Origin of the sequence: Streptomyces sp. HM190 (assembly GCF_009857135.1) — a bacterium.
GTDB classification, from domain to species: Bacteria; Actinomycetota; Actinomycetes; order Streptomycetales; family Streptomycetaceae; genus Streptomyces; species Streptomyces heilongjiangensis.
This window is the reverse complement of record NZ_CP047318.1, coordinates 1,320,397-1,333,824: the sequence shown is the minus strand read 5'-3', so window position 1 is coordinate 1,333,824 and position 13,428 is coordinate 1,320,397. Positions and strand designations below refer to the sequence as shown.

General features: G+C 66.5%; 5 protein-coding genes and 2 rRNA genes. 4 read left to right on the top strand and 3 right to left on the bottom strand.

Going from position 1 to position 13,428, the window contains the following annotated elements; genetic code table 11:
• Positions 1-7: 7 nt before the first annotated feature.
• A complete protein-coding gene (locus GSY65_RS05275; RefSeq protein WP_159766195.1) occupies positions 8-2,374 on the bottom strand; it encodes a glycoside hydrolase family 31 protein in 2,367 nt (788 codons plus the stop codon).
• Positions 2,375-2,597: 223 nt separating this feature from the next.
• On the opposite strand from GSY65_RS05275, the gene GSY65_RS05270 reads away from it, so the two are divergent.
• Both GSY65_RS05270 and GSY65_RS05265 read left to right on the top strand, forming a co-directional pair.
• A complete protein-coding gene (locus tag GSY65_RS05270; protein ID WP_159766194.1) occupies positions 2,598-4,565 on the top strand; it encodes an acetoacetate--CoA ligase in 1,968 nt (655 codons plus the stop codon).
• A 104-nt stretch (positions 4,566-4,669) separates the two neighbouring features.
• Positions 4,670-5,578 (top strand): hypothetical protein, encoded by a 909-nt coding sequence (locus GSY65_RS05265; RefSeq protein ID WP_159766193.1) that lies wholly within the window; start codon positions 4,670-4,672, stop codon positions 5,576-5,578.
• Positions 5,579-5,639: 61 nt separating this feature from the next.
• On the opposite strand, the gene ptsP is transcribed toward GSY65_RS05265, so the two are convergent.
• Together ptsP and GSY65_RS05255 are read right to left on the bottom strand one after the other, a co-directional pair.
• On the bottom strand, positions 5,640-7,310 hold the full coding sequence (ptsP, locus tag GSY65_RS05260) for a phosphoenolpyruvate--protein phosphotransferase (protein ID WP_159766192.1): 1,671 nt from the start codon (positions 7,308-7,310) through the stop codon (positions 5,640-5,642).
• Positions 7,311-7,387: 77 nt separating this feature from the next.
• Complete coding sequence (locus GSY65_RS05255) at positions 7,388-7,837, bottom strand: PTS sugar transporter subunit IIA (RefSeq protein ID WP_159766191.1); 450 nt, start codon at positions 7,835-7,837, stop codon at positions 7,388-7,390.
• Positions 7,838-8,395: 558 nt separating this feature from the next.
• Here GSY65_RS05255 and GSY65_RS05250 point away from each other — a divergent pair.
• Together GSY65_RS05250 and GSY65_RS05245 are read left to right on the top strand one after the other, a co-directional pair.
• Positions 8,396-9,922, top strand: a 16S ribosomal RNA gene (locus tag GSY65_RS05250).
• A gap of 305 nt (positions 9,923-10,227) precedes the next feature.
• Positions 10,228-13,349 (top strand): 23S ribosomal RNA (locus tag GSY65_RS05245).
• Together the 16S and 23S rRNA genes form the textbook arrangement of a ribosomal RNA operon.
• Positions 13,350-13,428: the final 79 nt, after the last annotated feature.

The window sequence follows — 13,428 nt, the reverse complement described above, 5'->3', positions numbered from 1 at the left end:
CGAACGCTCAGTCCCGGTCGAGCCCCCGCACCCGCACCGGGTACGCGGGCTCGACCGGCCCCTCGTCCCCGTCCCGCTCCACCACCACACGCCGCCCCTCCCAGCGCGTCGTGTACCGCTCGACCTCCGGCTCGTCCCAGCCGTCGCCCGCGTCCGGCACCACGAGCCCGCCCCCCGTCCGCCCGCGCGCGGGTGCCCACACCTCCAGCTCCAGGCCGCCGTCGGCGCCCCGGACCGGCAGCACGGCACCCGCGCGCGCGAGAACCGGGATCCGCGACAAGGGCGCGTCGACCACCACCTGCCCGGGCCCCTGATACGCCTTCCCGGTCACCGTGTCGTACCAGCACCCCCGCGGCAGCCGCACCGCACGCCGGTCCACACCCGGCTCCAGCACCGGCGCCACCAGCAGACAGCCACCCAGCAGGAACGCGTCCTCACAGTCCCGCAGCGCCCTGTCCTCCGGCGCACCCCACCACACCGGCCGCACATACGGCGCCCCGGTACGCCGCGCCCAATGGGCCAGCGTCATGAAGTACGGCAGCAGCCGCCGCCGCTCGACGAGCGCCACGCGCGCGTGCTCGACGACCTCGTCCCCGAACTCCCACGGCTCCCTGCGTCCCGCCCGCATGCTCGCGTGCGTACGGAACAACGGCAGATACGCCCCCAGCTGGAACCATCGCAGGAACAGCTCCGCCGACGGGCTCCCGTCGAAACCGCCCACATCCGGACCCGAGTACGGCACCCCGCACAGTCCGAGCCCCAGCACCAGCGACAGCGACGCCCGCAGCCCCGGCCAGCCCGTCGCCACGTCCCCGGACCACGCGCCCCCGTACCGCTGCATCCCGGCCCACCCGGAACGCGAGAACACGAACGGCCGCTCCTCGGGCACCAGCTCACGCAGCCCCTCGTAACCCGCCCTCGCCATGCACAGCGCGTACACGTTGTGCGCCTGCCGATGGTCGCCGCCCCGGCCCTCCAGATCGTGCCGGGCCGACCGCGGCAGCGTGTTCTCCCCGAACGCCACGAACGACGTCGGCTCGTTCATGTCGTGCCAGAACCCGGCGAAACCCTGCGTCAGCCTCTCCTCGTACAGACCGCCCCACCACGCGCGCGTACGCGCCCGCGTGAAGTCCGGGAAGACCGACTTCCCGGGCCACACCAGCCCCTCCACGACGCGCCCCGCGGCGTCCCGCACGAACGCGTCCTGCGCCGTCCCGCTGTCGTAGACCGCGTTGCCCGGCTCCGCCTTGACCGCCGCGTCGACGATCGACACCAGCCGGACGCCCTGCCCCCGCAACTCCTCGGCGAGGTCCGGCAGCTTCGGGAAGCGCTCCTCGTCCACCGTGAACACCCGGTGGCCGGCGTAGTGGTCGATGTCCAGATGGATCGCGTCGAGCGGCAGCCCGTGCTCCCGGTACCCCGCGACCACCCGCCGCACCTCCTGCGCGCTGCCGAACCCCCACCGCGCGTGATGGTGCCCGAGCGCCCACGCCGGCGGCAGCGCCGGAGCGCCCGTGAGCGCCGCCCACGCGTGCAGCACGCGCGCGGGAGTACCGACGATCACCCAGCAGCGCAGCGGCCCCCCGGACATCCGCAGCTCCGACGTGCCGACCCGGTCGTGCCCCGACCCCGCGCCCTCCTCGCCCCCGCGCAACGTCACTGTGCCGTCCCACGTGGAGTCGTGGAACACCAGATGCGTCCCCGCGTCGGCCACCACCATCTGCACCGGCATCGTGACGTACAGCGGATCATCACCCGGCCCGAACGCGTGCCCGGGATCCGTGTTCCACAGCCGATACGTTCCGTCACGCAGCCGGGGCCCGGCCGCGCGCCCACCCAGACCGAAGAACCGGGCATCGGCCGCGACCTCCGAGCGCTGCGTCCACCGCGCCTCGCCCCCACCCACCGGCTCCCACCACCGGGGCGGCAGATCACGCCGCAACGTCACCCCACCGGGCGTACACACCTCCACCGCCCCGAGCCGCGACACCACGACCGTCACCCGCTCGGCCACGACCCGCCAGCCGCCGTCCTTGTCCGGCTCCAGCCCGGCCCGCGGGTCCGGCTCCGGGCACCGGCCCGCCAGGGCGTACGACGGCTCCTGCACGGCCCCGTCCCAGCCCCAGAACACGGCCCCGTTCACATCGACGGTGATCCGCAGCTCCGCCCGGTCGAACCGCACGACCCCACCGCCCGGCCCCGGCTCCACCTCCCGCACCGGCCCCGGCACCCGCGCCCGCTCGGCACCCCGCGCCACCAACCCGGTGGCGTCGGAGCGCCTCCTGCGCCACGCGGCCCGGACGGTGCGCAGCCCTTGCACCGCCCCCGCCGAACCGATCGCCTTCACCGAACGCACCAGGTCACGACCGTCCATGCGGCTCACCCTGCCATTGACCGGCCCGTTTGTGTGAGTCGTTCAACTTCCGTTCACCCATGGTGACGGCACACTTCATGTCACCGCCCGACCCGCCGCCCGACCACGGCACACCCTGGTGCCGAAGTCGATCACATGGCATCGTCCGTGGTGGCCGCGTCACGCGCACACCCCGCTCGTGCGCGCCCGACGCACACGACGCGCACAGTCCGGGAGCCGACCCATGACCTCAGCGAACCCCTCGCCGCTCTGGCAGCCCGACGCGGCCCGCATCGCCCGGGCCCGGATCACCCAGTTCCACACCTGGGCGGCCGAGCACCACGGAGCCCCAGCCGACGGCGGGTACGCAGCCCTGCACCGCTGGTCCGTCGACGAACTCGAGACCTTCTGGAAAGCCGTCACCGAATGGTTCGACGTACGCTTCTCCACCCCCTACGCGCGCGTGCTCGGTGACCGCGCCATGCCCGGCGCCCAGTGGTTCCCCGGAGCCACCCTCAACTACGCCGAACACGCCCTGCGCGCCGCCGCCACCCGCGCCGACGAACCGGCCCTCCTCCACGTCGACGAGACCCACGAACCCCACCCCGTGACCTGGGCCGAACTACGCCGCCAGGTCGGCTCCCTCGCCGACGCCCTGCGCGCCCTCGGCGTACGCCCCGGAGACGGCGTCAGCGGCTACCTCCCGAACATCCCCCAGGCCGTCGTCGCCCTCCTCGCCACGGCCGCCGTCGGCGGCGTCTGGACCTCCTGCGCCCCCGACTTCGGAGCCCGCAGCGTCCTCGACCGCTTCCAGCAGGTCGAACCCGTCGTCCTGTTCACCGTCGACGGCTACCGCTACGGCGGCAAGGAACACGACCGCCGCGACACCGTCGCCGAACTCCGCCGCGAACTGCCCAGCCTGCGCGCCGTCGTCCACATCCCCCTTCTCGGCACCGACGCCCCCGACAGGGCCCTGGAATGGTCCGCCCTCACCGCCGCGGACACCGAACCGACCTTCGAACAGGTCCCCTTCGACCACCCCCTGTGGGTGCTCTACTCCTCCGGCACCACCGGCCTGCCCAAGGCCCTCGTCCAGTCCCAGGGAGGCATCCTGGTCGAACACCTCAAACAGCTCGGCCTGCACTGCGACCTCGGCCCCGAGGACCGCTTCTTCTGGTACACCTCCACCGGCTGGATGATGTGGAACTTCCTCGTCTCCGGCCTCCTCACGGGTACCACCGTCGTCCTCTACGACGGCAGCCCCGGATACCCCGACACCGGCGCCCAGTGGAGCGTCGCCGAACGTACCGGCGCCACCCTCTTCGGCACCTCCGCCGCCTATGTCATGGCGTGCGCCAAGGCCGGCGTCCACCCCGGCCGCGACTACGACCTCTCCCGCGTCCAGTGCGTCGGCACCACCGGCTCCCCGCTCCCGCCCGACGGCTTCCGCTGGCTCCACGACGAGGTCCGCGAGGACCTGTGGATCGCCTCCGTCAGCGGCGGCACCGACGTCTGCTCCTGCTTCGCCGGCGCCGTCCCCACCCTCCCCGTCCACATCGGCGAACTCCAGGCACCCTGCCTCGGCACCGACCTGCAGTCCTGGGACCCCAGCGGCAAACCCCTCACCGACGAGGTCGGCGAACTCGTCGTCACCAACCCCATGCCGTCCATGCCGATCCACTTCTGGAACGACCCCGACGGCACCCGGTACCACGACAGCTACTTCGACACCTACCCCGGCGTCTGGCGCCACGGCGACTGGATCACCGTCACCTCACGGGGCTCCGTCGTCATCCACGGCCGCTCCGACTCCACGCTCAACCGCCAGGGCGTGCGCATGGGCTCCGCCGACATCTACGAAGCGGTCGAACGACTCCCGGAGATCAAGGAATCCCTCGTCATCGGCATCGAACAGCCCGACGGCGGCTACTGGATGCCCCTCTTCGTACACCTCGCCCCGGGCGCGACCCTCGACGAAGCCCTCCTCGATCGCATCAAGCGCACCATCCGCGAACAGCTCTCCCCCCGCCATGTGCCCGACGAGATCATCGAGGTCCCCGGCATCCCACACACCCTCACCGGCAAACGCATCGAGGTCCCCGTCAAACGCCTCCTCCAGGGCACCCCCATGGAGAAGGCGGTCAACCCCGGCTCCATCGACAACGTCGACCTGCTGCGCTTCTACGAGGGCCTGGCCCGCGAACGAGCCTGACGGACACCTTGCGCAGCGGGGCCGCACACCGGCCCCGCGCCCGTTGTCAGTGGCCCCGGTTACTGTGAGTGAGCATTGATCGACTGCTCGCACAGGGGGAGACCATGGCACACACCGGCCGGCCGAGCATGCGAAGCGTCCTGCGCCGAGAGATCGCGGGCACCATCGGCCTGCTCGCGGACGAGCACGACTTCACCGCCATGCGGCGCTACCGCAGCTTCACCTTCGACGACCACACGACCTACCTCGACCAAGTGGAAGCCCTGCTCCGCACCCGCGCCGAGCAGGGCAACCACACCACCGTCGCCCTCTTCGACCCCGAGGAGTACGCGGAGTTCTGCACCGACACGGGCCTCGAACCGGACATCCCCTCCAGCCGCACCCGCTTCACCGCCGAACTGGCCGCGACGGGCGCCGCCGTCCCCTACGAGGGACAACCCCTCACCGAACTCGTCCCCGTCCTGATCGACGAAGCGGTCCGCAGGGCCACCTGGGAGTACGCCACCACACTGCTCGCCCAGATCGGCACCTGCGCCTGCTGCGGCGAGGACATCGGACGCACGTCCTTCGCCCGGGCCATGGACCTCCTCACCCGCATCCTCGACACGGCCGCCCCGGGCGAACGACACCTCGTGTGCAGCGTCTCCTCCAAGCCCCAGGCACTCGTCGCCGTCGTCCGCGCCGAACAGGACCCTGACGGAGCGACCCGCCTGGACGAGACCGAGGCCCTGGAGTTCGCCACCGTCCTCGCCCTCGGGATCGCCACCCGAAGCCCCGGCGGACTCGTCATGCGCACCAGCTCGCCCGACACCACCGACCGCGTCTACGGCTGGCGCCTGCGTGGCGACGGCCTCGAACCCCTCACCGCGGGAGAGGTCTTCGACGCCTACTGCACCGACGTGGAGTCCGGAGACCTCGTCTCCCCGGAGTCCGGCGTCGACTACTGCACCCCGCCCGACCTGGGAGACGACCTCGGAAGCGGCGGCACCGCCAAGGACGGACACCTCCACTGACCGCGCGAGGGGCGCCCCACCCGCGGGTGGAGCGCCCCTCGACCAACCGGTCGACGCGAGGTCATTCGCCCGACAGCACCGCCTGGGCCGCGCCGCGCGCCTCCTCGGCCGTGTCCGCGGCCCGAGCGGCGGCCGCGGCACGCTCGCACTGAGCCAGCGTGTACTTCGCCAGCGTCGCCCGCACATAGGGGATCGACGCCGCACCCATCGAAAGGGAGGTGACGCCCAGACCCGTCAGCACACACGCGAGCAGCGGATCCGAAGCCGCCTCACCGCACACACCGCAACTCTTGCCCTCGGCCTTCGCCGCCTCCGCGGACAGCGCGACCAGGTCGAGCAGCGCGGGCTGCCACGGATCCTGCAGCCTCGACACCGCACCCACCTGCCGGTCGGCCGCGAACGTGTACTGCGCGAGGTCATTGGTCCCCAGCGACAGGAACTCCACCTCCTGCAGGATCGACCGCGCCCGCAGAGCCGCCGAGGGGATCTCGACCATGGCCCCGAACTTGGCCCGCAGCCCGGCCTCACGGCACGCGTCGGCGAACGCCTTCGCGTCCGTGCGGTCGGCGACCATCGGCGCCATGACCTCCAGGTACACCGGCAGCCCCTCGGCGGCCCTGGCGAGCGCCGTCAGCTGCGTGCGCAGCACCTCGGGGTGGTCCAGCAGCGTCCGCAGCCCCCGCACACCGAGCGCGGGGTTCGGCTCGTCGGCCGGCGTCAGGAAGTCCAGCGGCTTGTCGGCGCCCGCGTCGAGCACGCGGACGACCACGCGCCCCTCGGGGAACGCCTCCAGCACCTTCCGGTATGCCTCGACCTGCTTTTCCTCCGACGGCGCCTGCTTGCTGTCGTCCAGGAAGAGGAACTCGGTACGGAACAGTCCGACGCCCTCGGCCCCGGCCTCCACGGCCGCCGGCACGTCGGCGGGGCCGCCTACATTGGCGAGCAGCGGCACCTTGTGACCGTCGGAGGTGGCTCCCGGCCCACTGGACGCGGCGAGCGCGGCCCTGCGCTCCGCGGCCGCGGCCTCCAGTTCGGCCTTCTTGGCCGTGCTCGGGTTCACGAAGATCTCCCCGGTGCTTCCGTCCACGGCGATCACGGTGCCCTCGGCGATCTCCCCGGCGCCCGGCAGCGCCACGACCGCCGGGACACCGAGCGCCCGCGCCAGGATCGCGCTGTGACTGGTCGGCCCGCCTTCCTCGGTGACGAACCCGAGGACGAGCGTCGGGTCGAGCAGCGCGGTGTCAGCGGGCGCCAGGTCGCGGGCGATGAGGACGTACGGCTCGTCACTGTCCGGCACACCGGGCATCGGCACCCCGAGCAACCGGGCGACGATGCGGTTCCGCACGTCGTCGAGGTCGGCGACCCGGCCCGCGAGGTACTCACCGGCGCCGGCCAGCAGGGCCCGGTACGCGGCGAACGCGTCGTAGACCGCCCGCTCCGCCGTGCTCCCCACGGCGATGCGACGCTCCACGTCCGCCATCAGTTCCGGGTCCTGGGCCATCAGCGCCTGGGCCTCGAGCACCGCCTGGGCCTCGCCGCCCGCCAGATTGCCCCGCGCCATCAGGTCGGCCGCGACGGCGTCCACGGCCTTGCGGGCCCGTCCCTGCTCGCGCTCCGCGTCCTCTGCCGGTATCTGCTTGGCCGGCGGCTCCAGTACCGCCGTGCCCATGTGCCGAACCTCGCCGATCGCCACACCGTGGCTTACACCGACGCCTCGCAGCGTTGTCTCCATCTCACCCGTCTCCGGTTGTGCGGCGGGCCCCGCCGCCGCGGTGGTTGTGGAACTTGCCGTGCGGTACGGACCTGGCGTCACTGCCAGCCGAAGAGCGCGTCACCGGTCTTCACGTCGCCGTCGAGGCGGAGATCGGAGAGGGCGTCGGCCGTGGCCTCCAGGGCCACGACAGGACAGATCGGCGACTTGCCGGCGGCCACGACGGCGGCCGGGTCCCAGCGGACCACGGCCTGTCCGCGCTGCACGGTGTCGCCCTTGTTCACGAGCAGCTCGAAGCCCTCGCCGTTCAGTTGCACGGTGTCGATCCCGAGGTGCGTCAGCACACCGTGGCCCTCGCTGTCGACCACGACGAACGCGTGGGGGTGAAGCGAGACGATGACTCCGTCCACAGGGGAGACGGCCTCGGTCACGTCATCCGCCGGCTCGATCGCCGTTCCGGGGCCGACCATGGCTCCCGCGAAGACGGGGTCCGGTACTGCGGCCAGTCCGATGGCGCGTCCTGCGAGCGGGGACGTCACGGTGGTCATGGGAAGCCTCCCGGGGGTGGAGCTGCGCGTACGAGCCGGCACCGCCGGTCACGGTCGGCTCTGCCCAGCAGCGTATGTCAGATGCGGGGTTCCCCACGGAACATACCGCCTAGTGGTCTAGACCACCAGTCCCATCGATTTGCAGGGCTCCGGAGCCCGCTGTACAGTCGTAGACCTGCTTGGGGCCGGGCGGCGCCACTGAGCGTCCCACTCCAAGCGGCAACCAACGTGTCAGAACCTATCCCGGGGTCCGCTTTCGCATGTCTGCGAGAGGGTGGTCAGGGGGACGGAAAAACGCTGATAGTGTTGGAAACACCGAAGGGAAGCGCCCGGAGGAAAGCCTGAGAAGTTGCTCGGGTGAGTACAAAGGAAGCGTCCGTTCCTTGAGAACTCAACAGCGTGCCAAAAATCAACGCCAGATATGTTGATACCCCGTCTCCGGCCGGTTGGTCGGGGCGAGGTTCCTTTGAAATAAACACAGCGAGGACGCTGTGAACCATCGGATCATTCCTCCGGTGGTTCCGCTCTCGTGTGTGTGCACCGGATAACCGGTAAACATTCACGGAGAGTTTGATCCTGGCTCAGGACGAACGCTGGCGGCGTGCTTAACACATGCAAGTCGAACGATGAAGCCCTTCGGGGTGGATTAGTGGCGAACGGGTGAGTAACACGTGGGCAATCTGCCCTTCACTCTGGGACAAGCCCTGGAAACGGGGTCTAATACCGGATACGACGCGCTCGGGCATCCGATGTGCGTGGAAAGCTCCGGCGGTGAAGGATAAGCCCGCGGCCTATCAGCTTGTTGGTGAGGTAACGGCTCACCAAGGCGACGACGGGTAGCCGGCCTGAGAGGGCGACCGGCCACACTGGGACTGAGACACGGCCCAGACTCCTACGGGAGGCAGCAGTGGGGAATATTGCACAATGGGCGAAAGCCTGATGCAGCGACGCCGCGTGAGGGATGACGGCCTTCGGGTTGTAAACCTCTTTCAGCAGGGAAGAAGCGAGAGTGACGGTACCTGCAGAAGAAGCGCCGGCTAACTACGTGCCAGCAGCCGCGGTAATACGTAGGGCGCGAGCGTTGTCCGGAATTATTGGGCGTAAAGAGCTCGTAGGCGGTCTGTCGCGTCGGATGTGAAAGCCCGGGGCTTAACCCCGGGTCTGCATTCGATACGGGCAGACTAGAGTGTGGTAGGGGAGATCGGAATTCCTGGTGTAGCGGTGAAATGCGCAGATATCAGGAGGAACACCGGTGGCGAAGGCGGATCTCTGGGCCATTACTGACGCTGAGGAGCGAAAGCGTGGGGAGCGAACAGGATTAGATACCCTGGTAGTCCACGCCGTAAACGGTGGGAACTAGGTGTTGGCGACATTCCACGTCGTCGGTGCCGCAGCTAACGCATTAAGTTCCCCGCCTGGGGAGTACGGCCGCAAGGCTAAAACTCAAAGGAATTGACGGGGGCCCGCACAAGCAGCGGAGCATGTGGCTTAATTCGACGCAACGCGAAGAACCTTACCAAGGCTTGACATACACCGGAAACATCCAGAGATGGGTGCCCCCTTGTGGTCGGTGTACAGGTGGTGCATGGCTGTCGTCAGCTCGTGTCGTGAGATGTTGGGTTAAGTCCCGCAACGAGCGCAACCCTTGTTCTGTGTTGCCAGCATGCCTTTCGGGGTGATGGGGACTCACAGGAGACTGCCGGGGTCAACTCGGAGGAAGGTGGGGACGACGTCAAGTCATCATGCCCCTTATGTCTTGGGCTGCACACGTGCTACAATGGCAGGTACAATGAGCTGCGAAGCCGTGAGGCGGAGCGAATCTCAAAAAGCCTGTCTCAGTTCGGATTGGGGTCTGCAACTCGACCCCATGAAGTCGGAGTTGCTAGTAATCGCAGATCAGCAGTGCTGCGGTGAATACGTTCCCGGGCCTTGTACACACCGCCCGTCACGTCACGAAAGTCGGTAACACCCGAAGCCGGTGGCCCAACCCCTTGTGGGAGGGAGCTGTCGAAGGTGGGACTGGCGATTGGGACGAAGTCGTAACAAGGTAGCCGTACCGGAAGGTGCGGCTGGATCACCTCCTTTCTAAGGAGCACCTGGCCTCTTTCGGGGGGTCCAGACGCCAGAACATCAGCGAATGTCTGATGCTGGTCGCTCATGGGTGGAACGTTGATTATTCGGCACGGTCGGGATGGATGAGAGCGCTAGTACTGCTTCGGCGTGGAACGCGAAGCTCATCGACTGATCGTGTCGGGCACGCTGTTGGGTGTCTGAGGGTGCGAGCGTTGCTCGTCCTTCGGTGCCGGCCCCAGTGAACTCGAACCGGGTGGTTCGGGGTGGTGGGTGGTTGGTCGTTGTTTGAGAACTGCACAGTGGACGCGAGCATCTGTGGCCAAGTTTTTAAGGGCGCACGGTGGATGCCTTGGCACCAGGAACCGATGAAGGACGTGGGAGGCCACGATAGGCCCCGGGGAGTCGTCAACCAGGCTTTGATCCGGGGGTGTCCGAATGGGGAAACCCGGCAGTCGTCATGGGCTGTCACCCTTGCCTGAACACATAGGGCAAGTGGAGGGAACGCGGGGAAGTGAAACATCTCAGTACCCGCAGGAAGAGAAAACAACCGTGATTCCGGGAGTAGTGGCGAGCGAAACTGGATGAGGCCAAACCGTATGCGTGTGAGACCCGGCAGGGGTTGCGTATACGGGGTTGTGGGATCTCTCTTTCACAGTCTGCCGGCTGTGAGGCGAGTCAGAAACCGTTGATGTAGGCGAAGGACATGCGAAAGGTCCGGCGTAGAGGGTAAGACCCCCGTAGCTGAAACATCAGCGGCTCGTTTGAGAGACACCCAAGTAGCACGGGGCCCGAGAAATCCCGTGTGAATCTGGCGGGACCACCCGCTAAGCCTAAATATTCCCTGGTGACCGATAGCGGATAGTACCGTGAGGGAATGGTGAAAAGTACCCCGGGAGGGGAGTGAAATAGTACCTGAAACCGTGTGCCTACAAGCCGTGGGAGCGTCGGATGTCAGCTTGCTGGCATCTCGTGACTGCGTGCCTTTTGAAGAATGAGCCTGCGAGTTTGCGGTGTGTTGCGAGGTTAACCCGGGTGGGGTAGCCGTAGCGAAAGCGAGTCCGAACAGGGCGTTTGAGTAGCACGCTCAAGACCCGAAGCGGAGTGATCTAGCCATGGGCAGGTTGAAGCGGAGGTAAGACTTCGTGGAGGACCGAACCCACCAGGGTTGAAAACCTGGGGGATGACCTGTGGTTAGGGGTGAAAGGCCAATCAAACTCCGTGATAGCTGGTTCTCCCCGAAATGCATTTAGGTGCAGCGTCGTGTGTTTCTTGCCGGAGGTAGAGCACTGGATAGGCGATGGGCCCTACCGGGTTACTGACCTTAGCCAAACTCCGAATGCCGGTAAGTGAGAGCGCGGCAGTGAGACTGTGGGGGATAAGCTCCATGGTCGAGAGGGAAACAGCCCAGAGCATCGACTAAGGCCCCTAAGCGTACGCTAAGTGGGAAAGGATGTGGAGTCGCAGAGACAACCAGGAGGTTGGCTTAGAAGCAGCCACCCTTGAAAGAGTGCGTAATAGCTCACTGGTCTAGTGATTCCGCGCCGACAATGTAGCGGGGCTCAAGCGTACCGCCGAAGTCGTGTCATTGCGATATGTACCCCCAACGGGGATCGTGATGGGTAGGGGAGCGTCGTCTGCCGGGTGAAGCAGCCGTGTAAGCGAGTTGTGGACGGTTGACGAGTGAGAATGCAGGCATGAGTAGCGATACAAACGTGAGAAACGTTTGCGCCGATTGACCAAGGGTTCCTGGGTCAAGCTGATCTGCCCAGGGTAAGTCGGGACCTAAGGCGAGGCCGACAGGCGTAGTCGATGGATAACCGGTTGATATTCCGGTACCCGCTGTGAAGCGTCAAACATCGAACCAGGCGATGCTAAGTCCGTGAAGCCGCCCCGGAGCCTTCGGGTGAAGGGGAGTGGTGGAGCCGACGAACCAGACTTGTAGTAGGTGAGTGATGGGGTGACGCAGGAAGGTAGTCCATCCCGGGCGGTGGTTGTCCCGGGGTAAGGGTGTAGGACGTCGGGTAGGTAAATCCGCCTGGCATGTAGTCTGAGACCTGATGCCGAGCCGATTGTGGTGAAGTGGATGATCCTATGCTGTCGAGAAAAGCCTCTAGCGAGTTTCATGGCGGCCCGTACCCTAAACCGACTCAGGTGGTCTGGTAGAGAATACCGAGGCGTTCGGGTAAACTATGGTTAAGGAACTCGGCAAAATGCCCCCGTAACTTCGGGAGAAGGGGGGCCACGCCTGGTGAGAGCACGTGCTGCTTGAGCTGGGGGTGGCCGCAGAGACCAGCGAGAAGCGACTGTTTACTAAAAACACAGGTCCGTGCGAAGCCGTAAGGCGATGTATACGGACTGACGCCTGCCCGGTGCTGGAACGTTAAGGGGACCGGTTAGCTCACTTTCGGGTGGGCGAAGCTGAGAACTTAAGCGCCAGTAAACGGCGGTGGTAACTATAACCATCCTAAGGTAGCGAAATTCCTTGTCGGGTAAGTTCCGACCTGCACGAATGGCGTAACGACTTCTCGACTGTCTCAACCATAGGCCCGGTGAAATTGCACTACGAGTAAAGATGCTCGTTTCGCGCAGCAGGACGGAAAGACCCCGGGACCTTTACTACAGTTTGATATTGGTGTTCGGTTCGGCTTGTGTAGGATAGCTGGGAGACTGTGAACTCTGGACGCCAGTTCAGGGGGAGTCGTCGTTGAAATACCAGTCTGGTCGTGCTGGATGTCTAACCCGGGTCCGTGATCCGGATCGGGGACAGTGTCTGATGGGTAGTTTAACTGGGGCGGTTGCCTCCTAAAGGGTAACGGAGGCGCCCAAAGGTTCCCTCAGCCTGGTTGGCAATCAGGTGGTGAGTGTAAGTGCACAAGGGAGCTTGACTGTGAGACCGACGGGTCGAGCAGGGACGAAAGTCGGGACTAGTGATCCGGCGGTGGCTTGTGGAAGCGCCGTCGCTCAACGGATAAAAGGTACCCCGGGGATAACAGGCTGATCTTCCCCAAGAGTCCATATCGACGGGATGGTTTGGCACCTCGATGTCGGCTCGTCGCATCCTGGGGCTGGAGTCGGTCCCAAGGGTTGGGCTGTTCGCCCATTAAAGCGGTACGCGAGCTGGGTTTAGAACGTCGTGAGACAGTTCGGTCCCTATCCGCTGTGCGCGTAGGAGTCTTGAGAAGGGCTGTCCCTAGTACGAGAGGACCGGGACGGACGAACCTCTGGTGTGCCAGTTGTTCTGCCAAGGGCATGGCTGGTTGGCTACGTTCGGGAGGGATAACCGCTGAAAGCATCTAAGCGGGAAGCCTGCTTCGAGATGAGGACTCCCACCCACTTGATGGGGTAAGGCTCCCAGTAGACGACTGGGTTGATAGGCCGGATCTGGAAGCACGGTAACGTGTGGAGGTGACCGGTACTAATAGGCCGAGGGCTTGTCCTCAGTTGCTCGCGTCCACTGTGTTGGTTCTGAAACCACGAACAACCCCGCGTTTGTCACAGAGCGTGGTGCGGTTGATTGT

Excerpts from the sequence above, each read along its gene's own strand:
- GSY65_RS05255 (WP_159766191.1), bottom strand. The coding sequence starts at position 7,837 with ATGACCACCGTGACGTCCCCGCTCGCAGGACGCGCCATCGGACTGGCC.
- GSY65_RS05270 (WP_159766194.1), top strand. The coding sequence starts at position 2,598 with ATGACCTCAGCGAACCCCTCGCCGCTCTGGCAGCCCGACGCGGCCCGC.
- GSY65_RS05275 (WP_159766195.1), bottom strand. The coding sequence starts at position 2,374 with ATGGACGGTCGTGACCTGGTGCGTTCGGTGAAGGCGATCGGTTCGGCG.
- GSY65_RS05265 (WP_159766193.1), top strand. The coding sequence starts at position 4,670 with ATGGCACACACCGGCCGGCCGAGCATGCGAAGCGTCCTGCGCCGAGAG.
- ptsP (WP_159766192.1), bottom strand. The coding sequence starts at position 7,310 with ATGGAGACAACGCTGCGAGGCGTCGGTGTAAGCCACGGTGTGGCGATC.